At 61.6% G+C, this 22,903-nt stretch carries 21 protein-coding genes and 1 pseudogene; 11 read left to right on the top strand and 11 right to left on the bottom strand.

What is annotated here, in order from left to right; genetic code table 11:
• The 3 genes from SLW74_RS08875 to SLW74_RS08885 all read right to left on the bottom strand — a co-directional run bounded on the left by SLW74_RS08875 (position 1) and on the right by SLW74_RS08885 (position 2,377).
• Positions 1 to 222, bottom strand: coding sequence for a DUF6316 family protein (locus SLW74_RS08875; protein WP_192172835.1), 222 nt, complete (start codon positions 220 to 222; stop codon positions 1 to 3).
• A 153-nt stretch (positions 223 to 375) separates the two neighbouring features.
• A complete protein-coding gene (locus SLW74_RS08880; protein WP_410928650.1) occupies positions 376 to 990 on the bottom strand; it encodes an NAD(P)H-dependent oxidoreductase in 615 nt (204 codons plus the stop codon).
• Entirely contained in the window at positions 983 to 2,377 is a 1,395-nt protein-coding gene (locus tag SLW74_RS08885) for a class II fumarate hydratase (protein WP_065992945.1), read from the bottom strand. Before SLW74_RS08885 ends, SLW74_RS08880 begins: the two co-directional genes overlap by 8 nt.
• Positions 2,378 to 2,638: 261 nt before the next feature.
• Here SLW74_RS08885 and SLW74_RS08890 point away from each other — a divergent pair, with 261 nt between their 5' ends.
• Together SLW74_RS08890 and SLW74_RS08895 are read left to right on the top strand one after the other, a co-directional pair.
• Positions 2,639 to 3,175 carry a DUF2059 domain-containing protein gene (locus tag SLW74_RS08890; protein ID WP_122535666.1) on the top strand — a complete coding sequence of 179 codons (537 nt, stop codon included), beginning with the start codon at positions 2,639 to 2,641 and terminating at the stop codon, positions 3,173 to 3,175.
• 12 nt (positions 3,176 to 3,187) lie between these two features.
• A complete protein-coding gene (locus tag SLW74_RS08895; RefSeq protein WP_065992949.1) occupies positions 3,188 to 3,484 on the top strand; it encodes a BolA family protein in 297 nt (98 codons plus the stop codon).
• A gap of 51 nt (positions 3,485 to 3,535) precedes the next feature.
• On the opposite strand, the gene SLW74_RS08900 is transcribed toward SLW74_RS08895, so the two are convergent.
• The 3 genes and pseudogenes from SLW74_RS08900 to SLW74_RS08910 all read right to left on the bottom strand — a co-directional run.
• Positions 3,536 to 4,099 (bottom strand): TetR/AcrR family transcriptional regulator, encoded by a 564-nt coding sequence (locus SLW74_RS08900; RefSeq protein WP_065992951.1) that lies wholly within the window; start codon positions 4,097 to 4,099, stop codon positions 3,536 to 3,538.
• Positions 4,100 to 4,203: 104 nt separating this feature from the next.
• Positions 4,204 to 4,905, bottom strand: coding sequence for a glutathione S-transferase family protein (locus SLW74_RS08905; protein ID WP_296306417.1), 702 nt, complete (start codon positions 4,903 to 4,905; stop codon positions 4,204 to 4,206).
• 132 nt (positions 4,906 to 5,037) lie between these two features.
• A pseudogene (locus tag SLW74_RS08910) lies at positions 5,038 to 5,181 on the bottom strand (FMN-dependent NADH-azoreductase); the annotation flags it as partial.
• A 187-nt stretch (positions 5,182 to 5,368) separates the two neighbouring features.
• Between SLW74_RS08910 and SLW74_RS08915 the strand changes: the two are divergent.
• The 5 genes from SLW74_RS08915 (at position 5,369) to SLW74_RS08935 (ending at position 12,384) form a co-directional block, all read left to right on the top strand.
• Positions 5,369 to 6,340, top strand: a complete 972-nt coding sequence (locus SLW74_RS08915; protein WP_410928651.1) for a rhodanese-related sulfurtransferase — start codon at positions 5,369 to 5,371, stop codon at positions 6,338 to 6,340.
• 3 nt (positions 6,341 to 6,343) lie between these two features.
• The gene (locus tag SLW74_RS08920; RefSeq protein ID WP_410928652.1) at positions 6,344 to 6,979 is read left to right on the top strand and encodes a DsbA family protein; all 636 of its coding nucleotides are present in this window, start codon (positions 6,344 to 6,346) and stop codon (positions 6,977 to 6,979) included.
• Between the two features lie 10 nt (positions 6,980 to 6,989).
• Positions 6,990 to 8,813 carry an ABC transporter ATP-binding protein gene (locus SLW74_RS08925; RefSeq protein WP_065993245.1) on the top strand — a complete coding sequence of 608 codons (1,824 nt, stop codon included), beginning with the start codon at positions 6,990 to 6,992 and terminating at the stop codon, positions 8,811 to 8,813.
• 271 nt (positions 8,814 to 9,084) lie between these two features.
• Positions 9,085 to 11,550 (top strand): EAL domain-containing protein, encoded by a 2,466-nt coding sequence (locus tag SLW74_RS08930; protein WP_192133813.1) that lies wholly within the window; start codon positions 9,085 to 9,087, stop codon positions 11,548 to 11,550.
• A gap of 36 nt (positions 11,551 to 11,586) precedes the next feature.
• A complete protein-coding gene (locus SLW74_RS08935) occupies positions 11,587 to 12,384 on the top strand; it encodes a TenA family transcriptional regulator (protein WP_065992963.1) in 798 nt (265 codons plus the stop codon).
• A gap of 4 nt (positions 12,385 to 12,388) precedes the next feature.
• Here SLW74_RS08935 and SLW74_RS08940 read toward each other — a convergent pair whose 3' ends face one another.
• From SLW74_RS08940 to SLW74_RS08960, 5 genes are all read right to left on the bottom strand, one after another.
• On the bottom strand, positions 12,389 to 12,628 hold the full coding sequence (locus SLW74_RS08940; protein ID WP_410928653.1) for a hypothetical protein: 240 nt from the start codon (positions 12,626 to 12,628) through the stop codon (positions 12,389 to 12,391).
• Positions 12,612 to 13,358, bottom strand: a complete 747-nt coding sequence (locus tag SLW74_RS08945) for a YciK family oxidoreductase (protein WP_410928654.1) — start codon at positions 13,356 to 13,358, stop codon at positions 12,612 to 12,614. Before SLW74_RS08945 ends, SLW74_RS08940 begins: the two co-directional genes overlap by 17 nt.
• A 60-nt stretch (positions 13,359 to 13,418) precedes the next feature.
• On the bottom strand, positions 13,419 to 14,090 hold the full coding sequence (mupP, locus tag SLW74_RS08950) for an N-acetylmuramic acid 6-phosphate phosphatase MupP (RefSeq protein WP_410928655.1): 672 nt from the start codon (positions 14,088 to 14,090) through the stop codon (positions 13,419 to 13,421).
• A gap of 3 nt (positions 14,091 to 14,093) precedes the next feature.
• Entirely contained in the window at positions 14,094 to 14,792 is a 699-nt protein-coding gene (gene ubiG, locus SLW74_RS08955) for a bifunctional 2-polyprenyl-6-hydroxyphenol methylase/3-demethylubiquinol 3-O-methyltransferase UbiG (protein WP_192133799.1), read from the bottom strand.
• Positions 14,793 to 14,859: 67 nt separating this feature from the next.
• Positions 14,860 to 16,191, bottom strand: coding sequence for a TRZ/ATZ family hydrolase (locus SLW74_RS08960; RefSeq protein ID WP_065992970.1), 1,332 nt, complete (start codon positions 16,189 to 16,191; stop codon positions 14,860 to 14,862).
• A 163-nt stretch (positions 16,192 to 16,354) separates the two neighbouring features.
• Between SLW74_RS08960 and mtnA the strand changes: the two genes are divergently transcribed.
• The 4 genes from mtnA (at position 16,355) to pheA (ending at position 22,872) form a co-directional block, all read left to right on the top strand.
• Complete coding sequence (mtnA, locus tag SLW74_RS08965) at positions 16,355 to 17,431, top strand: S-methyl-5-thioribose-1-phosphate isomerase (RefSeq protein ID WP_192133795.1); 1,077 nt, start codon at positions 16,355 to 16,357, stop codon at positions 17,429 to 17,431.
• Between the two features lie 305 nt (positions 17,432 to 17,736).
• Complete coding sequence (gene gyrA, locus SLW74_RS08970; RefSeq protein ID WP_065992973.1) at positions 17,737 to 20,532, top strand: DNA gyrase subunit A; 2,796 nt, start codon at positions 17,737 to 17,739, stop codon at positions 20,530 to 20,532.
• Positions 20,533 to 20,692: 160 nt separating this feature from the next.
• A complete protein-coding gene (gene serC / locus SLW74_RS08975; RefSeq protein ID WP_410928656.1) occupies positions 20,693 to 21,778 on the top strand; it encodes a 3-phosphoserine/phosphohydroxythreonine transaminase in 1,086 nt (361 codons plus the stop codon).
• A complete protein-coding gene (pheA, locus tag SLW74_RS08980) occupies positions 21,778 to 22,872 on the top strand; it encodes a prephenate dehydratase (RefSeq protein WP_065992977.1) in 1,095 nt (364 codons plus the stop codon). The genes serC and pheA overlap by 1 nt, the downstream gene beginning before the upstream one ends.
• The last annotated feature ends 31 nt before the right edge of the window (positions 22,873 to 22,903 follow it).

Below are 22,903 nucleotides of genomic sequence, written 5' to 3' on the forward strand. Positions count from 1 at the left end.
TCAGCCGTTGAGCGAGGAGGGCATGCCTGGCTGATACGCGCTGGCCGCCTGCATGCGACGGACATAGACCTCGGTTTCCCGTGCAGCGTCTTCCTTGCTCATGAACGGACCTTCGAGGGTGTTTTCCCGGGTGCTGAAGAAGTAGAGGCCATTGACACGGGAAACGCGGTCGCTGCGAAAACGAACAGTGGGGGCTGGATCTTGTTCACGCTTGCTTAACATGGCCTTCTCCGGGCATTGGGTTGGTACGCGAATGATCTGAATGGGCGACAGGCGCCGCCACAATGTGAGTCAGAGCATTTGAATAGTAGCGTTCTTAACGGTTCCATCAACTTGCACCTCCGCCCCCCATTTTTGGAAGTGCAGGCACTTGATTTAGCGCTTCCCCAGCCCCTCGGCCTGACGAATCCACTGCTGACGCTGCTCCTCGGTAGAGGTGCGCACCGGCGAGAACTCCGTCAGGCGTGTGGTCTTGATCCCACAGAATTCAAGGATGGTTCGGACCATCTGCCGATGGGCAGGGGCCTTGAAGACCCAGCGGAAATACCGCGAGGGCGTGTCCATGGTCACCAGCAATTCCGCTGTCCGGCCCTTCAGCAGCTCGTTGGAAGGGTGGTGCCTGCCATGGGCCTTGAAGGCAAAACCGGGCATGAACACCCGGTCGAAGAACCCACCGAGCAGGCTCGGCAAACCGCCCCACCAGACCGGATACACAAACACCAGATGCTGTGCCCAGTGCACCTCGCGCTGGGCTTCAAGCAGATCGTGTTCCAGGGTCTGGGCGGACTCATAGCCACCGCGCAGCACCGGGTCGAAATCCATTTCGTCGAGCTTCAGCACCCGCACCACATGACCTTTGCTACGCGCGCCCTGGGCATACGCCTCGCCCAGCGCGTGGCCGAGGCTGGTGCTTTTCGGCGTGCCGATGATCATCAGGATACGTTTGCCATAGCCTTCCAGTGGCGTGGCGCCGCTGATGGATTCAGCCATTGCTGCCGGCCTCGAGCATTTTTTCCGGACGCACCCAGGCGTCGAACTCGGCGTCGGTGAGGAAGCCCAGCTGCAGCGCCGCTTCGCGCAGGGTCAAGCCTTCGCTGTAGGCTTTCTTGGCGATCTGCGCCGACTTGTCGTAGCCGATGTGCGGGTTCAGCGCGGTCACCAGCATCAGGCCGCGCTCCAGATGCTCGGCCATCTTGGCGGCATCCGGTTCCATGCCGGCAATGCAGTGCTCGTTGAAGTTGCGGCAGCCATCGCCCAGCAAGCGGATCGATTGCAACAGGTTGTGGATGATCACCGGCTTGAACACGTTCAGCTGCAGGTGGCCCTGACTGGCGGCGAAGGTGATCGTGGTGTCGTTGCCCATCACCTGACACGCCAGCATCGACAGCGCTTCGCACTGGGTCGGGTTGACCTTGCCCGGCATGATCGAGCTGCCCGGTTCGTTGGCCGGCAGCTTCACTTCAGCCAGGCCCGCACGTGGGCCGGAACCCAGCAGGCGCAGGTCGTTGGCGATCTTCATCAGGGTCACGGCCAGGGTTTTCAGCGCGCCGGACAGGGCGGTCAGGGGCTCATGGCCGGCCAGCGCGGCAAACTTGTTCGGCGCGGTGACGAAGGGCAGGCCGGACAGTGCGGACAATTCGGCGGCAACGGCCTCGGCGAATCCGTGGGGCGAGTTCAAGCCGGTGCCGACAGCGGTGCCGCCCTGGGCCAGCTCGCACACCGCAGGCAACGCGGCGCGGATGCTTTTTTCAGCGTAATCGAGCTGGGCGACGTAGGCCGAGAGCTCCTGGCCGAAGGTGATCGGCGTGGCGTCCATCATGTGCGTGCGGCCGGTTTTCACCAGCTTCATATGCCGCGAGGACTGCTCGGACAGACCGCTGGACAGTTCGGCGATCGCCGGCAGCAGTTGCTCTTTCACCGCTTGCACGGCCGCGATGTGCATCGCGGTGGGGAAGCAGTCGTTGGAGCTTTGCGAGCGATTGACGTGATCGTTGGGGTGAACCGGCGATTTGCCGCCGCGAACACCACCCGCCAGTTCGTTGGCACGGCCGGCGATGACTTCGTTGACGTTCATGTTGCTCTGGGTGCCGCTGCCTGTCTGCCAGACCACCAGGGGAAACTGGTCGTCGAGCTGGCCTTGCAGCACCTCGTCAGCGGACTGCTCGATCAGGTTGGCAATATCGGCCGGCAGGTCGCCGTTGCGATTATTGACCCGCGCAGCGGCTTTTTTTATCAGCGCCAGCGCGTGCAATACCGGCAGCGGCATGCGCTCCTGGCCAATGGCGAAGTTGATCAGGGATCGTTGCGTCTGTGCCCCCCAGTAAGCGTCTTCGGGGACGTCGATCGGACCTATGCTGTCGGTTTCGGTACGGCTCACTGGACTCTCTCCTTAAGATCGATTGGCGCAGTTTAGTAACCGGGGGAGTCGGTGGGTTCCCCGTGGCTGCTGTGCGGTCGGAACAGGTGCGCACAGTGTGCGACAAAACGCCCGGGCCGGTCGCCTTAAACCTTCGTGAGGGCGAGGGCGTTACGGTTGCGGGATAACCGCTCGTAGGGTCGGGGGTTGAGGGAAATGCGCAAAGGGGCGCAGAATGGCCGGCCTTGGGGTTCTGCCTCGCCTGCTAGATAAGGAAACTCGATGACCCGTCTTCGTGCCATTTGTGCTGCGGTTGCTCTGGTATGTGCCAGCGGCCAGGTTCTTGCCGATACCGCCAGCCATGAAGCCAGTGCTGTAGCGTTCCTCAAACTGGCTCACGCCGATCAACTGGGTGCGCCGGTTTACATGCAAGTCCAGCAGATGTTCGCTCAGCGCTTCGCTGAAACCAAAGCACCTGCGTCCAAGCAAGCCACTCTCGAAACCTATCAGGGCAAGGCCAACGCCGCGCTGGATCAGGTGATCAGCTGGCCAAAACTGCAGCCTGACATGGTCAAGCTGTACACCTCGAACTTCTCCGAAAGCGAGCTGAAAGACCTGGTTGCCTTCTATCAGTCGCCACTGGGCCAGAAAGTCCAGGCGAAGATGCCGCAGATCAGCCAGCAGTCGTTCCAGCTGACCCAGAGCAAACTGGAAAGCGCGGTGCCTGTGGTCAACAAGCTGCTCGCCGACATGACCAAGGAACTGACCCCGGCCGGCGCCAAGCCAGCTGCACCGGCCGCTCCTGCCAAGAAGCCATAAGCGAAGCCTGACATGAGCATGCAACAGCGAATCGAATCCGCGTTGACGGTCTTTCAGCCCGAGTACCTTCAGGTGCTCAATGAAAGCCACATGCACAGTCGCGGCACGGACACTCACTACAAGGCGGTGGTGGTCAGCGAGCAGTTCGCCGGCCTCAACGCGGTCAAGCGTCACCAGAAGGTCTACGGCCTGCTCGGTGGCCTGATGGGTGAGTTCCACGCTCTGGCGCTGCACACCTACACACCGGAGGAATGGGCGAAGCTCGGCGCCGCGCCGTCTTCACCGACCTGTGCGGGTGGGCATGACTGACGCCTGCCCCCCGAAGCAGGCCTTGCTGCAGGCTTCGGGGGCAAGCGGCTATCAAGCCGGTAAGGGGCCATAAGCGCGATAGGCCTCGATCAACGTATCGAACAGCGTGATGTCTGACCGGCTTCTTGCGATGAGCTGGGCCCCCGCGACGGCCGAAAAAATGGCGCGCGCGCGGACGTCGCTGTCGGTTGCCTCGCAGCAGTTGGCGGCGACAAGCTGTCGGCGCAGCCAGTCTGTATTCACCTGAGCAAAAGCCTGAATCTCCTCGGCCATGGCCGTGGGCAGATTATCGGTTTCCGCTCCCACGAAGCTGGCCAGACACAGCCGGTTGCCGGCCTCCAGCGAGCGACGAAAGATCTCTGGAAAACGACGCAGTGCTTCAGCGGGATCCGGCGTCTCCTCAGAAAGCGTCTCCAGCGCCGCCGCACCGTCTTGCCAATACCGCCTGGCAACGGCAATGCCCAGGTCAGCCTTGCTCGGGAAGTGGTAGTAGATGCTGGCTGGCTTGATGCCAACCGCTTGGGCCAGGTCGCGAAAATTCAGTCCGTTGTAACCCTGTGACTGGGCAATGTTTCGGGCGGCCAGAAGGATGGCTTCGCGGGCGTTGATGCTCATTGTCGTGCCTTTCCTGGGTCGGACGAGTTGCAGTGGAACCGGCGATCTTAAAGCAAAAGTCCCTGCAACCGTCCTCACAGATCATGACTTGCCCTACGGACGTATCACGCGGAAGGCGAATCCAGCTCCGGTATGCCACTGCTGCGATCAGCGTAGGCGGCCTGGAAGGCCGGGCGTTTCTGCCAGCGCTGCCAGTAGCTGTCCAGGTGCTCGAAACGCTCGTCCAGCGGGGTTGCGTTCACCGGGAATTTGGAGAAGGCAATCGCGGTCGCCAGCGTGATGTCGGCAAACGTGGGTTCGGCACCGCCGAGCAGCCACTCGCGACCGTCAGCCAGATGACGATTCACCAGGGCGGCGTGCATCAGTGCCTCCTTGCGGCAGTGCTCACCCCATGCCTCATTCTTCGTCAGCTCCAGCTTGAAGCCGAGCCCGGTGTGCAAGACGTGAAAAGCCGTGACGATCCGATACAGGATATGCACCCAGATGCGGTTATCCCACATGTTGTCCAGGCCTTGTTCCAGCGCGCTTTCGCCCATGATCTTGCGGCCTGGGTAGGACTGGTCGAGAAAACGGGCGATGGCCGGTGTTTCGGAAATATAGCTGCCATCCGCCAACTGGAGCGTAGGGGTTTCTCCCCAAGGGTTCATGTTGAGGTGACGCCAGCCGCGTTGCTCGCCACCGGGCGCCATGTCATAGATGGTTTCATCGAACTGATCGGCGATGCCCTTTTCGTGCATGAACAGGCGCAGTCGCTGGGGATTGGGAAACGCCGAAGGAGAGGTGAAAAGCTGCAATTTGGTTGTCATGGCGCCGTCCTGTGGTGGAAGAATGTTCACCTAACGTTTGTTAGGTAGGCAAACCTTAGGCGCGAAAACCGTAGACGTCAATAGGCTACCTAACATTCGTTAGGTTTGTTTCTGCCTCATGCTAACCACCCTTCACGTCAGATCTGCAGCCAGCTTCGAGGCCTGTGCCAGCGCCGCGTTGAAATTCGTTTCTGCGGTCGTCGAATCCGCGAGGGTTGCCTCCGAGACCACCGCGTCGATGGCCGGTATACCCACCATTCGTGCCCAGGTTTTGAGGCGTCTGTGAGGCGGATGCCGATGTTCCCGATAGATGAGCAGGGTGATTGAGACGATTGATCAACCCGCCTGCCTGCCTACGTTCGATTCTTGATAGAATCCGCGCCGCGTTGCCCGGTCGGCACGCGTTCATCTGAATCATTCACCCGGTAGGCCCTTTGCGAGGGTCACCACCTGGAGACGCTACATGACCCAAACCGCCCCCATCGTCGTCGCGGCGCTGTACAAATTCGTCACCCTTTCCGATTACGTCGCACTGCGCGAGCCCCTGCTGCAGGCGATGGTCGACAACGGCATCAAAGGCACCTTGCTGATCGCTGAAGAAGGCATCAACGGCACGGTCTCCGGCAGCCGCGAGGGCATCGACGGCCTGATGGCCTGGCTGAAGAACGATCCGCGCATGGTCGACATCGACCACAAGGAATCGTACTGCAACGACCAGCCGTTCTACCGCACCAAGGTCAAGCTCAAGAAAGAGATCGTGACGTTGGGCGTCCCGGGCGTTGACCCGAACAAGGCGGTGGGCACCTACGTCGATCCCAAGGACTGGAATGCGCTGATCGCCGACCCTGAAGTCCTGCTCATCGACACGCGCAACGATTACGAAGTGTCCATCGGCACCTTCGAAGGCGCGATTGACCCCAAAACCACGTCCTTCCGTGAATTTCCGGAGTACATCAAGGCCCACTTCGATCCGGCGAAGCACAAGAAGGTCGCGATGTTCTGCACCGGCGGCATTCGCTGTGAAAAGGCGTCCAGCTACATGCTCGGTGAAGGCTTTGAAGAGGTCTATCACCTCAAGGGCGGCATCCTCAAATACCTGGAAGAAGTGCCCGAGGAAGAAACCCGCTGGCAGGGCGACTGCTTCGTATTCGACAATCGCGTCACAGTCCGCCACGACCTGACCGAAGGCGACTACGATCAATGCCATGCCTGCCGCACGCCGATCAGCGCAGAAGACCGTGCCAGCGAGCATTATTCGCCGGGCGTCAGTTGCCCGCACTGCTGGGATTCGCTGAGCGAGAAAACCCGCCGCAGCGCCATCGACCGGCAGAAGCAGATCGAACTGGCGAAGGCGCGCAATCAGCCGCACCCCATCGGTCGCAATTACCGTGCGCTCGACGGCCAGGCGACTGAAACCCCAAGCAACGAGGCCTGAACCATGTCCACCCGCCTGCTGTACGTGATGGACCCGATGTGTTCCTGGTGCTGGGGGTTTTCTCCGGTGGCCGAAGCATTGGTCGAGCAGGCGGGAGCGGCGGGGGTGCCGTTGCATCTGGTGGTGGGCGGATTGCGCACCGGCAGTGGCGCGGCGCTGGAACCGACGACCAAACGTTACATTCTTGAACACTGGCAAGCGGTGCACGAGGCCACGGGCCAGACGTTCCGTTTTGAGGGTGCCTTGCCCGACGGTTTCGTCTACGACACTGCGCCCGCCTGCCGGGCCATCGTTGCGGCGCGCAGCCTGGCACCGGACGTCGCCTGGCGGCTGGTCAAAGAAATCCAGCAGGCCTTTTACCTTCACGGTCGCGACGTGACCCACGGCTCGGTGCTGGCCGAACTCGCCGAAAAAGCCGGTTTGCCGCGCATCGAGTTCGCCGAAGCCTTCGACAGCGTCGAACAGCACACGGCGACCGCGTCGGATTTTTCCTGGGTTCAGGACTTGGGCATCGCGGGTTTCCCGACGATGCTCGCCGAGCGCAACGGCCAACTGGCGCTGCTGACTAACGGCTATCAACCCCTGGAGGTCCTCGGGCCTTTGCTGGGTCGCTGGCTGGAGCGCAACGCCAGTGCCTGACGTCCCTGATCTGGAACATCGCCATCCCGCTGCACCGGCTAATGAACCTCCTGTCGCTGACCGCTTGAACTGGGCGCAGATCAGGCGCCTCGCGCTGCAGCACAAGAAGGCGCTGTGGGTGGCCAATGGCGTCGCGGTCCTGGCGGTGCTCTGCTCGGTGCCGATCCCGCTGCTGCTGCCCTTGCTGGTCGATGAAGTGCTGCTGGGCAAAGGTAATTCGGCACTCGTCTTCATGAATCAGTTTTTGCCGGACAGCCTGCAAAAGCCCGTCGGCTATATCGGTCTGATGCTGGTGGCGACACTGTGTCTGCGTTTGGGGGCACTGGTGTTCAACGTGATCCAGTCGCGCTTGTTCGCCGGGCTCGCCAAGGACATCGTCTATCGCATCCGCACGCGCCTGATCGAGCGGCTCAAGCGGATCTCGCTGAGCGAATACGAAAGCCTGGGCACTGGCACGGTCACCGCGCATCTGGTGACGGATCTGGACACCGTGGACAAATTCGTCGGCGAGACGCTGAGCAAGTTTCTCGTGGCGATGCTGACCCTCACTGGGACCGCTGCGATTTTGATGTGGATGCACTGGCAACTGGCGCTGCTGATCCTGCTGTTCAACCCGCTGGTGGTGTTCGCCACGGTGAAGCTCGGCAAGCGCGTCAAGCACCTCAAGAAACTGGAAAACGACAGCACCTCACGCTTCACCCAGGCGCTGACCGAAACCCTCGAGGGTATTCAGGAGATCCGTGCCAGTAACCGTCAGGGCTATTTCCTCGGATTGCTCGGCCTGCGTGCCCGGGAAGTACGCGATTACGCGGTGTCGTCCCAATGGAAGAGCGACGCGTCGGGCCGGGCCAGCGGGCTGCTGTTTCAATTCGGCATCGACATTTTCCGCGCTGCCGCGATGCTCACGGTGTTGTTCTCCGACCTGTCCATCGGCCACATGCTCGCGGTGTTCAGCTACCTGTGGTTCATGATCGGTCCGGTCGAACAACTGCTGAATCTGCAGTACGCCTATTACGCGGCGGGCGGTGCTCTGACGCGCATCAACGAACTGCTGGCCCGCGCGGACGAGCCTCAGTATCCGGGGCACAGCAATCCGTTCGCGGGTCGGCAGACGGTGAGCATCGACGTCCGCGGGCTGAGCTTCGGCTACAACGACGAGTTGGTCCTCGATCAGCTGGACCTGTCGATCAATCCCGGCGAAAAAGTTGCGATCGTCGGCGCCAGCGGCGGTGGCAAAAGCACCCTGGTGCAGTTGCTGCTCGGGCTCTACACCGCGAAATCCGGTCTCATCCGGTTTGGTGGCTCAAGCTTGCAGGAGATCGGCCTGGACACCGTGCGCGAGAACGTCGCCGTGGTCTTGCAGCATCCGGCGCTGTTCAACGACACCGTCCGCGCCAACCTGTTGATGGGCCGGGAGCAGGACGACAGGGCCTGTTGGCAGGCGCTGGAAATCGCCCAGATGGATGCGACGATCCGCGCGCTGCCGCTGGGGCTGGACAGCGTGGTCGGGCGCTCGGGTGTTCGGTTGTCCGGCGGCCAGCGCCAAAGGCTGGCCATTGCGCGCATGGTGCTGGCCGATCCCAAGGTGGTGATTCTCGACGAGGCCACCTCTGCGCTGGACGCCGCCACCGAGTACAACCTGCACCAGGCGCTCAACCGGTTTCTCAGTGGCCGCACGACGCTGATCATTGCCCACCGACTGTCGGCGGTGAAACAGGCGGACCGTGTACTGGTGTTCGATGGCGGGCGGATCGCCGAAGACGGTGATCACCAGCAACTGATTGCAGACGGCGGGCTGTACGCCAGGCTCTACGGACACCTGCAACAGGTGTGACACAGCGCGACGGGTTTTAGAGCCGCCACACTGAAATGGCGTATCGCAACTGGACCACGTCAATCCTCGGGCTATGCTCTCCCATGGCAATCACTGAAAATGTGAAAAGCGTCATATTTACGTCTCCGCACTCAAATGGCTGGTTACGTCTTGTAAAAGATGTGAGAGATTGTCTGCTGCATCGTGGAAATTAGCGAAGTCCCTCAGGCTCCAGGAAGGTTGCCTGGTGAAGGGGGAATGAGTATCTGGCAGTGCTGATCAAAGGGACACCATGAAGCAAAAGCGGATTCTCGAGAAGCCTCGTCTTCTGGGCATCGTCTGGCCATTTATCGCCGTCGTGCTGTTACAGGCACTGCTCGGCTGCGTCAGCTTGTACATGATGTCGGCGGTCCGCAGCTACATTGGCGGCGAGAGCCTGTGGTCGAAGGGCCAGAAGGACGCCATTTACTACCTGAATCTCTACGCCAACAGTCGAGATGACATCAATTACCTGAAATATCAGAAAGCGATTGCCATTCCCCAGGGCGGGCATGACTTGCGCCTGGCAATGGATCAGCCGGTGCCCGACATCGCGCGCGCTACTGCGGGGATTCTGCAGGGTGGTAACCATCCCGACGATGCCCAGAGCATCATCTGGCTCTACCTGAATTTTCAGCACTTCAGCTATCTCGAGAAGGCCATCGACCTGTGGAAGGTCGGTGACAACTATCTGGTGCAACTGGATGAAGTCGCCCGCGAAATGCACGCGCGCATTCAGGAAGGCAACGTCACCAACAGTGAAGTCATGGGCTGGCGCCAGCGCATCAGTGCCATCAACGAAGGCGTCACGCCGGCGGCCATGGCCTTCAGCGACGCGCTGGGCGAGGGCTCGCGGGTCATCCTGCGGATTCTGCTGGTGGTCAACCTCGCCACCGCGCTGTGCCTGATCATCCTCGCGCTGCTGCGCACCCATAAACTGCTGGAGCAGCGCCACGGCTTTGCGATTGCGCTGCAGATGGAAAAAGAACGCGCGCAGATTACCCTGGAGTCCATCGGTGATGGCGTCATCACCACCGATGTCGACGGCTCCATCGTCTACATGAACCCCGCCGCCGAGCTCATGACCCACTGGAAGAACGAGCAGGCGGCCGGCCTGCCGCTGGCGGCGCTGTTCAGTCTGCTCGACGAGAATGACCAGAAAGACACCTCGACCCTGATCGAGCGCATGCTCAGCGGCAATCTGGGCGGCGGCAGTGAAAGCTCACGACTGATTCAACGCCTGGACGGCAGCACCGTTTCGGTCGCGCTAGTCGGCTCGCCGATTCGCACCGAAGGCAAAGTCAGCGGCGCGGTGCTGGTGTTGCATGACATGACCCAGGAGCGGCAGTACATCGCCAATTTGTCCTGGCAGGCGACCCACGATGCGCTGACCGGTCTGACCAACCGCCGCGAGTTCGAATACCGCCTGGAGCTGGCCCTCAACGGCCTGACCGAACAGCCGGCGCGGCATGCGTTGATGTTTCTGGACCTCGATCAGTTCAAGCTGGTCAACGACACCAGCGGTCACGCTGCGGGGGATGAACTGCTGCGGCACATTTGCACGCTGCTGCAACAGGGCGTGCGCGAAGGCGACACGCTGGCACGTCTGGGCGGCGACGAGTTCGGCATCCTCCTTGAACACTGCGCGCCGGAGGCCGCCGAGCGAGTGGCCGAGAGCCTGCGCCAAACCGTGGAAAGCCTGCATTTTGTCTGGAAAGGCCGGCCGTTTGTCACCACCGTCAGCATTGGTCTGGTGCACATCGACGACGTCCCGACCACCCTTGAGACGTCGCTGCGCGCCGCCGACATGGCCTGCTACATGGCCAAGGAAAAAGGCCGCAACCGGGTTCAGGTCTATCACGATGATGACTCTGATCTGTCCACCCGCTTCGGCGAGATGGCCTGGATTCAGCGCCTGCACATGGCCCTCGAAGAGAACCGCTTCTGCCTGTATTCCCAGGAAATTGCAGCGCTGGGTCGCAATGCCGAGCAACGCCACGGCCATATCGAGATTCTGCTGCGGCTGCGCGACGAGTCCGGGCGCATGATCCTGCCCGACAGTTTCATCCCCGCCGCCGAGCGCTACGGCATGATGACCACCCTGGACCGCTGGGTCGTGCAGCACGTCTTCATGATCATCGCCGAGTGCCTCAAGTCCGGACACCGCGAAGGGCCAATGGCCGTGTGTGCGATCAACCTGTCCGGGAGCAGCATTGGCGACGACGCCTTCCTCGAGTATTTGCGACAGCAGTTCCAGATCTACGCAATCCCCCCTGAACTTATCTGTTTTGAAATCACCGAAACCAGTGCGATCGCCAATCTGGGCAGCGCCATTCGGTTCATCAATGAACTTAAAGGTCTGGGATGCCGTTTCTCTCTGGATGACTTCTGTGCAGGCATGTCGTCATTCGCTTACTTGAAGCACTTGCCTGTGGATTTTCTGAAGATTGACGGGAGTTTCGTAAAGGACATGCTCGACGATCCGGTCAACCGGGCGATGGTAGAAGTGATCAACCATATCGGGCACGTAATGGGCAAACAGACGATCGCCGAGTTCGTCGAGAGCCCTCAGATAGAGCAGGCGTTATTGGAAATCGGTGTGGACTACGCTCAGGGGTACGTTATCGAGCGACCGCAATTATTCACCTGTGAATGTCTGCACGCACGGCCCGCGAGGCAGACCCCACTGTTGTTCAGCGCTCCCGGGACTTTTCGCTGAACACACCATTAAGCAACTCATATAAGGAGCTACACAGTGATCGATATGTTCATTAGAACCGGTCCGCTGATGGATGCCAGCAGTTACCCCGCTTGGGCACAGCAATTGATTGAAGATTGCAGTGACGCCAAGGCCAAGGTGGTAGGGCATGAACTTTATCAACGCATGCGTGACGGGCGGCTCAGTTCTAAGACCATGCGCCAGTACCTGATTGGTGGCTGGCCGGTCGTCGAACAGTTCGCGGTCTATATGGCGCATAACCTGACCAAAACCCGATTCGCCCGACACCCGGGTGAAGACATGGCGCGACGATGGTTGATGCGCAACATTCGGGTCGAACTCAACCACGCCGATTACTGGGTCAACTGGAGCGCCGCCCACGGGGTGAGCCTGGAAGACTTGCAGGCGCAGCGGGTGCCGTCGGAACTTCACGCCCTGAATCACTGGTGCTGGCACAGCTGTTCGTCGGATTCGCTGGTGGTGGCCATCGCGGCGACCAACTACGCCATCGAAGGCGCCACCGGTGAATGGTCGGCCGTGGTCTGTTCCCAGGACACCTACGCGGACATGTTCCCGCCGGACACACGAAAGCGGGCGATGAAGTGGCTGAAGATGCACGCGCAGTACGACGATTCCCACCCCTGGGAAGCGCTGGAAATCATCTGCACCCTGGCCGGCAACAACCCCAGCGAGCAATTGCAAAGCGACCTGCGAATGGCGGTCTGCAAGAGCTACGAGTACATGTTCCTGTTCCTGGAACGGTGCATGACGCTGGAACGATCTCAGGAAGGCAGCGGCTCGGTCCGTGAACACCGGATCCCCGCCCGCGCCTGATCCCTCAGCCCGCCGTATCCAGGCGGTGGCGGCCCTTGCGCCTGGCGGCGTACAGGGCCGTGTCCTCACGTTGCACCATGCTGTCGGGCGATTCGCCCGGCGGCAGCGTCGAGCAACCGAGGCTGACCGCCAGGTCTACGCCCGTCCCTTCAGCGGATAAAAGCGTTGCAGTGCGGCGCTGCGCAGTCACTCGCCTTGGTGAGCCAACCGCGTCAGCATCACCCGGTTCAGCGGGTCTGGGCATCCAATGCCTGTCCGTTGATGCCGATGCTGTCCGGGCCCATCAGGTACAGGTACACCGGCATAATTTCTTCCGGCGTCGGGTTGTTGGTCGGATCTTCCGCCGGGTATGCCTGGGCGCGCATGTCGGTGCGGGTTGCGCCCGGATTGATGCTGTTGGCGCGCAGCGAACCAAGCCCATCGATCTCGTCGGCCAGCGTCTGCATCAGCCCTTCGGTGGCGAACTTGGACACGCCATAGGCGCCCCAGTATGCGCGGCCTTTGCGCCCGACGCTGCTGGAGGTGAACGCGATGGACGCGTCGCCCGAAAGCTTGAGCAACGGCAGCAAGGCGGTGGTCAGCATGAACGTGGCGTTGACGTTAACGTGCATCACCTGCATGAACTGCTCACCGGTGAGCTGTTCGACCGGCGTGCGCGGGCCGATGATCGAGGCGTTGTGCAAGATGCCGTCCAGGCGGCCGAACTCTGCTTCGATCATCGCGGCGAGCTCGTCGTACTGACGGGGCAGGGCAGTCTCGAGATCGAACGGGACGACCACCGGTTGCGGATGCCCGGCAGCCTCGATCTCGTCATACAGCGCGCTCAGATTCGCTTCGGTCCGGCCCAGCAGCAAGACCGTCGCGCCGTGGGCGGCATAGGTTTTCGCGGCAGCGGCGCCGATGCCACGGCCGGCCCCGGTCACCAGAATCACCCGGCCTTTGAGCAGGTCGGGGCGGGCGGAGTAATTGAACATGGCGGCTCCTTTCTAATGTCTAAATGGGCGCAGTGAAGGATTTGGTTGCGGACTGTCGCCTCAGCAACTGCACAACGCGTCATCCAAGACCCGGCGCAGCTCCAGCGGGTGATTCACCACCACGTCCGCGCCCCAGTGATCGGGGTTGTCCTGGGGATGGATGTAGCCATAGCGCACGGCGGCGGTCTTGGTGCCTGCGTCGCGACCGGATTCGATGTCGCGCAGGTCATCGCCCACGAACAGCACACTGGCCGGGTCCAGACCGAGCATCTTGCAGGCCAGCAGCAGCGGCTCCGGATCGGGTTTGCTCTTGGTCACATGGTCCGGGCAGATCAGCACCGCGGAACGCTCCGACAAACTCAGTTGCTCCATGATCGGTTGAGCGAAACGAACCGGTTTGTTGGTCACCACGCCCCAGATCAGTCTGGCTTTCTCGATGTCGGCCAGCAATTCGGCCATGCCGTCGAACAGTTTGCTGTGCACCGCGCAATCGGTCTGATAGCGCGCCAGGAATTCCAGGCGCAGCGCCTCGAATTCCGCTGCCTCGGGGGGCATCGCGAACGCCGCCGAGACCATCGCCCTGGCACCGCCGGAGATCTCGTCGCGGATCAGCTTGTCGTTCACCGGCGGTAAGCCGCGTTCGGCCAGCATTGCCTGGCAGATCGCGGTGAAGTCCGGCGCGGTGTCGAGCAGCGTGCCGTCCATGTCGAAGAGAACTGCCCTCAAGCGCATGGCTCAGACTCCCCGCAGTGTCTGGATCATGTAATTGACGTCGACGTCCGAGGCCAGCTTGTAGTGCTTGGTCAACGGGTTGTAGGTCAGACCGGTGATGTCTTTGACCTGCAGCCCGGCATCGCGGCTCCACGCGCCCAGCTCGGAAGGGCGGATGAATTTCTTGAAGTCATGGGTGCCGCGCGGCAGCAGGTTCATGATGTATTCGGCGCCGATAATGGCGAACAGGTAGGCCTTCGGGTTGCGATTGATGGTAGAGAAAAACACCTGACCGCCCGGCTTGACCATCTTGTAGCAGGCACGGATCACCGACGACGGGTCCGGCACGTGCTCCAGCATTTCCAGGCAGGTCACGACATCAAACTGCTCGGGCATTTCTTCGGCCAGCGCTTCGGCGGTGATCTGCCGGTATTCTACGCTCACGCCGGATTCCAGCTGGTGCAGTCGCGCCACGGCCAGCGGCGCTTCGCCCATGTCGATGCCGGTCACGGTCGCGCCACGCAAGGCCATGGCCTCACTCAGAATGCCGCCGCCGCAGCCGACGTCGAGGACCTTCTTGCCCGCGAGATTTACCCGTTCGTCAATCCAGTTCACGCGCAGCGGATTGATGTCGTGAAGGGGCTTGAACTCGCTGTTGCGGTCCCACCAGCGATGGGCGAGGGCCTCGAATTTGGCGATTTCGGCGTTGTCGACGTTGCTCATGTGTGATCCTCTGAAACTTGAATTCGGTGTCCGGGCACGGTATCTGACCGTGGCGGCGCTCAATGGGTCAGGCTTTGTCAGCCGCGATGCGGTTGCCCCAGGCTTTGGCGGTCCGGGTCAGCGCTTCTTCGTCCATGCGGGTCAGGCGTTTGTCCTGCAGCAATGGCTTGCCGGCGACCCAGACGTGCGTCACGCAATCGCGACCCGTTGCATAAATAAGTTGTGATACCGGATCGTAGACCGGCTGTTGCGCAAGGCCGGACAGGTCGAACGCGACCATGTCGGCGGCCTTGCCGATTTGCAGCGAGCCGGTGTGATCGTCGATGCCCAGGGCGCGGGCGCCGTTCAGCGTGGCCATGCGCAGTGCACGGTGGGCGTCCAGCGCGGTGGCCGAGCCGGCAACGGCTTTTGCCAGCAGCGCGGCGGTGCGGGTTTCGCCGAGCAGGTCCAGATCGTTGTTACTGGCCGCGCCGTCGGTGCCGATGGCGACGTTGACACCGGCCTGCCACAGGCGCTCGACCGGGCAGAAGCCGCTGGCCAGTTTCAGATTCGATTCGGGGCAGTGGATGACGCTGGAGTTGCTCTCGACCAGCATCGCCAGGTCGTCATCGCTGATCTGGGTCATGTGCACCGCCTGAAAGCGCGGGCCCAGCAGCCCTAGGCGATGCAGCCGCGCAAGGGGGCGCTCCTGACGTTGCTGAACGGCGTCGTGCACTTCAAAGGCGGTTTCGTGAACGTGCATCTGGATCATCGCGTCCAGTTCATCGGCGATGACCCGGATCTTCTCCAGGTTCTCGTCGCTGACGGTGTAGGGCGCGTGGGGCCCCATGGCGATCTTGATGCGGTCGTGGTGGGCCAGATCGTTGAACAGCTCGATGCCGATGTGCAGGGATTCGTCGCTGTTGCGCGCGCCGGGTATCGGGAAGTCCAGCACCGGCACGGTGATCTGTGCGCGAATGCCACTGTTGTGCACTCGCTCGCACGCGACCTTCGGGAAGAAATACATGTCGGAGAAGCAGGTGATGCCGCCCTTCAACTGTTCAGCGATGGCGAGGTCGGTGCCGTCGCGGACGAAATCCTCGTCGACCCACTTCGCCTCGGCCGGCCAGATATGATCCTGCAGCCAGGTCATCAACGGCAGGTCGTCCGCTAGCCCGCGGAACAGGGTCATCGCCGCATGGCCGTGGGCGTTGATCAGCCCGGGACTGAGCAGCATGCCCGGTAACTCGCGCACCTCGATGGCCGGCTGGCGCAGGGCCTCGGCGCGCGGACCGATATAAACGATCAGGCCGTCGCGAATGCCGATCCCGTGCTGCTGCAACACAACGCCGGCGGGTTCGACCGGTACCAGCCAGTCCGGCAGCAACAACAGGTCGAGCGGGGCAGCGGAATGGGGCATGGGGCGGGCATCCAATGGCTTATTACGGGGACGGCGAAGTATACCCGAGCGTCTTCGCAGGCGGCTCGCTATAATCGGCGGCTTTTTAAGGTGCTTGCGATTTGCTTCTTTGCACCGTCGCTGTGGCGGCAAGCTTTTCAAAATTCATCAAGTGGGGTGTGCAATGCGCGATCGATTACTGGCTGCGGAGAAGGTAAAGGCCATCGATTGGCGGGACGGCACGTTGTATCTCCTGGATCAGCGGGTCTTGCCCTTCGAAGAAACCTGGCATCCCTACACCAGTGCTGAAGGCGTAGCCGAAGCCATTCGCACGATGGTCGTGCGCGGCGCGCCGGCGATTGGCATCAGTGCGGCCTACGGCATCGTCCTGGCGGTGGTTGATCGGCTCGCCGAAGGCGGTGACTGGCAGATGGCTCTGGAGGAGGACTTCGACCTGCTGGCCAATTCCCGGCCCACGGCGGTCAACCTGTTCTGGGCGCTGAACCGCATGCGCGAGCGCCTGTATCGCCTCAAGGATCACGAAGATCCCCTGAAGGCCATGGAAGCCGAAGCCGTGGCCATTCACTTGAGCGACCGCGAAGCCAACCTGACCATGGCGCAACTGGGGGCAGAGCTGATCCGCAAGCATCAGGGCAATCTGCAGACCGTGCTGACCCACTGCAACACCGGCGCGCTGGCCACAGGCGGCTTCGGGACGGCGCTCGGCGTGATTCGCGCGGCACACCTGGAAGGCATGATCGAGCGTGTCTATGCCGACGAAACCCGGCCCTGGCTGCAGGGCTCGCGCCTGACCGCATGGGAATTGGTCAACGAAGGCATCCCGGTCACCCTCAATGCCGACTCCGCCGCCGCGCACCTGATGAAAACCAAAGGCATCACATGGGTCATCGTCGGCGCTGACCGCATCACCGCCAACGGCGACGTCGCCAACAAGATCGGCACCTACCAGCTGGCGGTCGCGGCCATGCACCACGGCGTGCGCTTCATGGTAGTGGCGCCGAGCTCGACCATCGACATGAACCTGGCCAGTGGCGACGACATCCCCATCGAAGAACGCGACGGCCGCGAATTGCTTGAGGTTGGCGGCAAACGCGTGGGGGCCGACGTCGATGCGTTCAACCCGGTGTTCGACGTTACACCTGCTGATCTCATCGACGCCATCGTCACCGAGAAGGGCATTGTCGAACGCCCGGATACGGCAAAAATGGCCCTGCTGATGTGCCGCAAACGCCTGCATTGATCACCCCGCAGCCGATAATGCCATTCGTCGTCAAACGCGCTATCGGGCTCTGTGAGCGCTTCTCAGGCGTCTGCTGGCGAAACGGCTTGTTCGCGGCGCCTGCAAACACTTCGTGCCTGACGGCGATTGTGGTACCATCCGGCGGTTTCCAAAGGGGCGCATGGCGACCCTTATGACTGCGCACATTCATGGCATAACTCGCTGATTTGTCGTAAGTCGTTGCCTGACAATCGTCGGCAGCGGCAAGCCTCGTTCATCCCGGATGGCTGAACGCGGTTTCACCAGAAAAAGGAATCAGGCTTCTCATGGGCGAACTGGCCAAAGAAATCCTCCCGGTCAATATCGAAGACGAGCTGAAGCAGTCCTACCTCGACTACGCGATGAGCGTCATCGTCGGACGTGCTCTCCCCGATGCGCGCGACGGCTTGAAGCCCGTGCACCGTCGGGTACTGTTCGCGATGAGCGAACTGGGTAACGACTGGAACAAGCCGTACAAGAAATCCGCCCGTGTGGTCGGTGACGTTATCGGTAAGTACCACCCGCATGGCGACACCGCGGTCTACGACACCATCGTTCGTATGGCCCAACCCTTTTCCCTGCGCTACCTGCTGGTAGACGGCCAAGGCAACTTCGGTTCGGTGGACGGCGACAACGCCGCCGCCATGCGATACACCGAAGTGCGCATGACCAAGCTGGCCCACGAGCTACTGGCCGACCTGCACAAGGAAACCGTGGACTGGGTGCCGAACTACGACGGCACCGAACAGATTCCTGCGGTCATGCCGACCCGTATTCCCAACCTGCTCGTCAACGGCTCCAGCGGTATCGCCGTGGGCATGGCGACCAATATTCCGCCGCACAACCTCGGTGAAGTCATCGACGGCTGCCTGGCGCTGATCGACAACGGCGACCTCACCGTCGACGAGTTGATGCAGTACATCCCCGGCCCGGACTTCCCGACTGCCGCGATCATCAACGGTCGTGCCGGCATCGTAGAAGCGTACAAGACCGGCCGTGGCCGCATTTACATGCGCGCCCGCTCCATTGTCGAAGACATCGACAAGGTCGGTGGTCGCCAGCAGATCGTCATCACCGAGCTGCCGTACCAGCTGAACAAGGCGCGTCTGATCGAGAAGATCGCCGAGCTGGTTAAAGAGAAGAAGCTTGAAGGCATCACCGAACTGCGCGACGAGTCCGACAAGGACGGCATGCGCGTGGTCATCGAGCTGCGTCGCGGCGAAGTGCCTGAGGTCATCCTCAACAACCTCTACGCCCAGACCCAACTGCAAAGCGTCTTCGGTATCAACATCGTTGCGCTGATCGACGGCCGCCCACGCATCCTGAACCTCAAGGACCTGCTGGAAGCCTTCATTCGTCACCGTCGCGAAGTCGTTACCCGCCGTACCGTGTTCGAACTGCGCAAGGCCCGCGAGCGTGGTCACATTCTTGAAGGTCAGGCCGTTGCCCTGTCGAACATCGACCCGGTCATCGCCCTCATCAAAGCCTCGCCGACCCCGGCCGAAGCCAAGGAAGGGCTGATCAGCACGCCGTGGGAATCCAGCGCCGTGGTCGAGATGGTCGAGCGCGCGGGCGCCGAATCGTCCCGCCCGGAAAACCTCGATCCTCAGTACGGCATGCGAGACGGCAAGTATTTCCTGTCGCCGGAACAGGCTCAGGCCATCCTCGAGCTGCGTCTGCACCGCCTGACCGGTCTGGAACACGAGAAGCTGCTCACCGAGTACCAGGAAATCCTGACTCAGATCGGCGAGCTGCTGCGCATCCTCAACAGCGCCACGCGCCTGATGGAAGTCATCCGCGAAGAGCTCGAGCTGATCCGCGCCGAGTACGGCGATGTGCGTCGCACCGAGATCCTCGATGCGCGCCTGGACCTGACCCTCGGCGACATGATCCCGGAAGAAGAGCGCGTCGTGACCATCTCCCATGGTGGCTACGCCAAGACTCAACCGCTGGCTGTCTATCAGGCCCAGCGTCGCGGCGGCAAAGGCAAGTCGGCCACCGGCGTCAAGGATGAGGACTACATCGCTCACCTGCTGGTCGCCAACAGTCACACCACGCTGCTGATGTTCTCCAGCAAAGGCAAGGTGTACTGGCTCAAGACCTACGAGATCCCGGAAGCGTCCCGCGCTGCCCGTGGTCGTCCGCTGGTCAACCTGTTGCCGCTGAGCGAAGGCGAATACATCACCACCATGCTGCCGGTCGATCTCGAAGCCATGCGCAAGCGTGCTGACGAAGAAGAAGCCGAAGGCGTGGACGCCGAGGCCGAAGACCTCGAAAACAGCAACGAGACCGAAGAAGAGCGCAAGGCGCGCATCAAGGCTGCTGACAAGAAGAAGGCGCCGTTCATCTTCATGTCGACCGCCAACGGCACCGTCAAGAAGACCCCGCTGGTGGCGTTCAGTCGTCAACGCAGCGTCGGCCTGATTGCGCTGGAGCTGGACGAAGGCGACATCTTGATCTCGGCCGCGGTTACCGATGGCGAGCAGGAAATCATGCTGTTCTCCGACGGCGGCAAGGTCACCCGCTTCAAGGAATCCGAAGTGCGCGCCATGGGCCGTACGGCTCGCGGTGTGCGCGGCATGCGTCTGCCGGAAGGTCAGAAGCTGATTTCCATGCTGATTCCGGAGCAGGGCAGCCAGATCCTCACCGCTTCCGAGCGTGGCTACGGCAAGCGCACCGCGATCACCGAGTTCCCTGAGTACAAGCGTGGCGGTCAGGGCGTCATCGCCATGGTCAGCAACGAGCGTAACGGCCGTCTGGTCGGCGCCGTTCAGGTGCAGGAAGGCGAGGAAATCATGCTGATTTCCGACCAAGGCACGCTGGTGCGTACCCGTGTTGGCGAAGTTTCGAGTCTGGGCCGCAATACTCAGGGCGTGACCCTGATCAAGCTGGCCAAGGACGAGAAACTGGTCGGTCTGGAGCGCGTCCAGGAGCCATCGGAAGTCGAGGGCGAAGAGCTGGAAGGTGAAGCGTTCGAAGGCGAAGAGGTTGATGCTGACGTGATTGGTGCCGTCGACACCGACGAGTCCGCTGACGATGCGCAAGCGGATCCCGCGGCTGACGAAGAAGAGCCGCAGGAGTAACGCCGAGAGGGGGGCTGGTGACAGCCCCCCCTTTTTGACCGATGCCCTACGCGCCGGTCAACAGTTCCGGTAACGGGTGATCGTAATGAAACGAGCACCTTCCGCACTTCCCCGCACTTCACCCGTTCCAAATTAATTCAGTGACACGACGAGAGTGGATATGAGCAAGCGAGCCTTTAACTTCTGCGCAGGTCCTGCCGCGCTCCCTGAAGCTGTTCTGCTGCGTGCCCAGGCCGAACTCCTGGACTGGCATGGCAAAGGCCTGTCCGTCATGGAAATGAGCCATCGCAGCGACGAGTTCGTCTCCATTGCCACCAAGGCGGAGCAGGATTTTCGCGATCTGCTGTCCATCCCCTCCCATTACAAAGTGCTGTTTCTTCAAGGCGGCGGCAGCCAGCAATTCGCTCAGGTTCCATTGAACCTGCTGCCTGAAAACGGCACAGCCGACTACATCGACACCGGCATCTGGTCGCAGAAAGCCATTGAAGAAGCATCGCGTTACGGCAACATCAATGTCGCCGCCAGCGCCAAACCTGCCGATTATTTCGCCATTCCCGCCCAGAGCGAGTGGAAGCTGTCGAAAGACGCGGCCTACGTTCACTACGTGCCCAACGAGACCATTGGCGGTCTGCAATTCAACTGGATTCCGGAAACCGGCGACGTGCCGCTGGTCGCCGACATGTCTTCGGACATCCTCTCGCGCCGCCTCGACGTTTCGCGTTTCGGCATGATCTTCGCGGGCGCCCAGAAGAACATCGGCCCGAGCGGCATCGTCGTGGCGATCATCCGCGAGGACCTGCTGGGTCGCGCGCGTTCCCTGTGCCCGACGATGCTCAACTACAAGGTCGCGGCCGACAACGGCTCGATGTACAACACGCCGCCGACGCTGGCGTGGTATCTGTCCGGTCTGGTCTTCGAATGGCTGAAAGAGCAGGGCGGTGTCGAAGCCATGGCCACGCGCAATGAACTCAAGCAGCGCACGCTGTACGACTTCATCGATGCCAGCGGCCTGTACAGCAACCCGATCAACCCGTCCGACCGCTCGTGGATGAACGTGCCGTTCCGTCTGGCCGATGATCGCCTGGACAAGCCGTTCCTCGCGGGTGCCGAAGCGCGCAACCTGCTCAACCTCAAAGGCCACCGTTCAGTCGGCGGCATGCGCGCGTCCATCTACAATGCCATCGACCTCAGTGCGGTCAACGCCCTGATCGCGTACATGGCAGAGTTCGAGAAGGAACACGGCTAATGTCTGAACAAGCACTCAAGGCCCTGCGGGTCCGCATCGACAGCCTGGACGAAAAGGTTCTGGAGCTGATCAGCGAGCGCGCCCGCTGCGCCCAGGAAGTCGCCCGGGTCAAGATGGCCGACCTGCCAGCGGGCGAGGTGCCGGTGTTCTACCGGCCTGAGCGTGAAGCGGCGGTCCTGAAACGTGTCATGGAGCGCAACCGTGGCCCGTTGAGCAATGAAGAGATGGCGCGGCTGTTCCGCGAAATCATGTCCTCGTGCCTGGCGCTGGAGCAGCCGCTCAAGGTCGCTTATCTGGGTCCTGAAGGCACGTTCACCCAGGCTGCCGCGCTGAAGCATTTCGGCCACGCCGTCATCAGCAAGCCGATGGCTGCGATCGATGAAGTGTTCCGTGAAGTGGCCGCCGGTGCGGTGAATTTCGGTGTCGTCCCGGTGGAGAACTCCACCGAAGGTGCAGTCAACCACACGCTGGACAGCTTCCTTGAGCACGACATGGTGATCTGTGGCGAAGTCGAGCTGCGCATTCACCATCATCTGCTGGTGGGCGAAAGCACCAAGACTGACAGCATCAGCCGCATCTATTCCCACGCCCAGTCCCTGGCGCAATGCCGCAAGTGGCTGGACGCGCACTACCCGAACGTCGAGCGCATCGCCGTTGCCAGCAACGCCGATGCGGCCAAGCGGGTCAAGGGCGAGTGGAACTCGGCGGCGATCGCCGGTGATATGGCGGCGGGCCTTTACGGCCTGACGCGGATTGCCGAGAAGATCGAAGACCGTCCGGACAACGCCACGCGTTTCCTCATGATCGGCAATCAGGAAGTGCCGCCGACCGGTGACGACAAAACGTCGATCATTGTGTCGATGAGCAACAAGCCGGGCGCGCTGCATGAACTGCTGGTGCCGTTTCACCAAAACGGCATCGACCTGACGCGCATCGAGACGCGCCCCTCGCGAAGCGGGAAATGGACCTACGTGTTCTTCATCGACTTCGTCGGCCACCACCGCGACCCGCTGATCAAGGCCGTCCTCGAGCAGATCAGCCAGGAAGCCGTGGCGCTCAAGGTGTTGGGTTCCTATCCGAAGGCAGTGCTTTGATCCTGCGTCCGGACTTGTAGCCCTACGGGTT

Source organism: Pseudomonas sp. W5-36, from assembly GCF_046540455.1.
Classification (GTDB): domain Bacteria; phylum Pseudomonadota; class Gammaproteobacteria; order Pseudomonadales; family Pseudomonadaceae; genus Aquipseudomonas; species Aquipseudomonas graminis_B.

Bases quoted from the DNA above. Each gene is read 5' to 3' on its own strand.
- gyrA (WP_065992973.1), top strand. From the start codon at position 17,737: ATGGGCGAACTGGCCAAAGAAATCCTCCCGGTCAATATCGAAGACGAG.
- SLW74_RS08960 (WP_065992970.1), bottom strand. From the start codon at position 16,191: ATGCCCCATTCCGCTGCCCCGCTCGACCTGTTGTTGCTGCCGGACTGG.
- SLW74_RS08890 (WP_122535666.1), top strand. From the start codon at position 2,639: ATGACCCGTCTTCGTGCCATTTGTGCTGCGGTTGCTCTGGTATGTGCC.
- SLW74_RS08915 (WP_410928651.1), top strand. From the start codon at position 5,369: ATGACCCAAACCGCCCCCATCGTCGTCGCGGCGCTGTACAAATTCGTC.
- SLW74_RS08880 (WP_410928650.1), bottom strand. From the start codon at position 990: ATGGCTGAATCCATCAGCGGCGCCACGCCACTGGAAGGCTATGGCAAA.
- SLW74_RS08940 (WP_410928653.1), bottom strand. From the start codon at position 12,628: ATGCCCAGACCCGCTGAACCGGGTGATGCTGACGCGGTTGGCTCACCA.
- SLW74_RS08920 (WP_410928652.1), top strand. From the start codon at position 6,344: ATGTCCACCCGCCTGCTGTACGTGATGGACCCGATGTGTTCCTGGTGC.
- mtnA (WP_192133795.1), top strand. From the start codon at position 16,355: ATGCGCGATCGATTACTGGCTGCGGAGAAGGTAAAGGCCATCGATTGG.
- ubiG (WP_192133799.1), bottom strand. From the start codon at position 14,792: ATGAGCAACGTCGACAACGCCGAAATCGCCAAATTCGAGGCCCTCGCC.
- SLW74_RS08875 (WP_192172835.1), bottom strand. From the start codon at position 222: ATGTTAAGCAAGCGTGAACAAGATCCAGCCCCCACTGTTCGTTTTCGC.
- pheA (WP_065992977.1), top strand. From the start codon at position 21,778: ATGTCTGAACAAGCACTCAAGGCCCTGCGGGTCCGCATCGACAGCCTG.
- SLW74_RS08905 (WP_296306417.1), bottom strand. From the start codon at position 4,905: ATGACAACCAAATTGCAGCTTTTCACCTCTCCTTCGGCGTTTCCCAAT.
- SLW74_RS08900 (WP_065992951.1), bottom strand. From the start codon at position 4,099: ATGAGCATCAACGCCCGCGAAGCCATCCTTCTGGCCGCCCGAAACATT.
- serC (WP_410928656.1), top strand. From the start codon at position 20,693: ATGAGCAAGCGAGCCTTTAACTTCTGCGCAGGTCCTGCCGCGCTCCCT.
- mupP (WP_410928655.1), bottom strand. From the start codon at position 14,090: ATGCGCTTGAGGGCAGTTCTCTTCGACATGGACGGCACGCTGCTCGAC.
- SLW74_RS08930 (WP_192133813.1), top strand. From the start codon at position 9,085: ATGAAGCAAAAGCGGATTCTCGAGAAGCCTCGTCTTCTGGGCATCGTC.
- SLW74_RS08895 (WP_065992949.1), top strand. From the start codon at position 3,188: ATGAGCATGCAACAGCGAATCGAATCCGCGTTGACGGTCTTTCAGCCC.
- SLW74_RS08945 (WP_410928654.1), bottom strand. From the start codon at position 13,358: ATGTTCAATTACTCCGCCCGCCCCGACCTGCTCAAAGGCCGGGTGATT.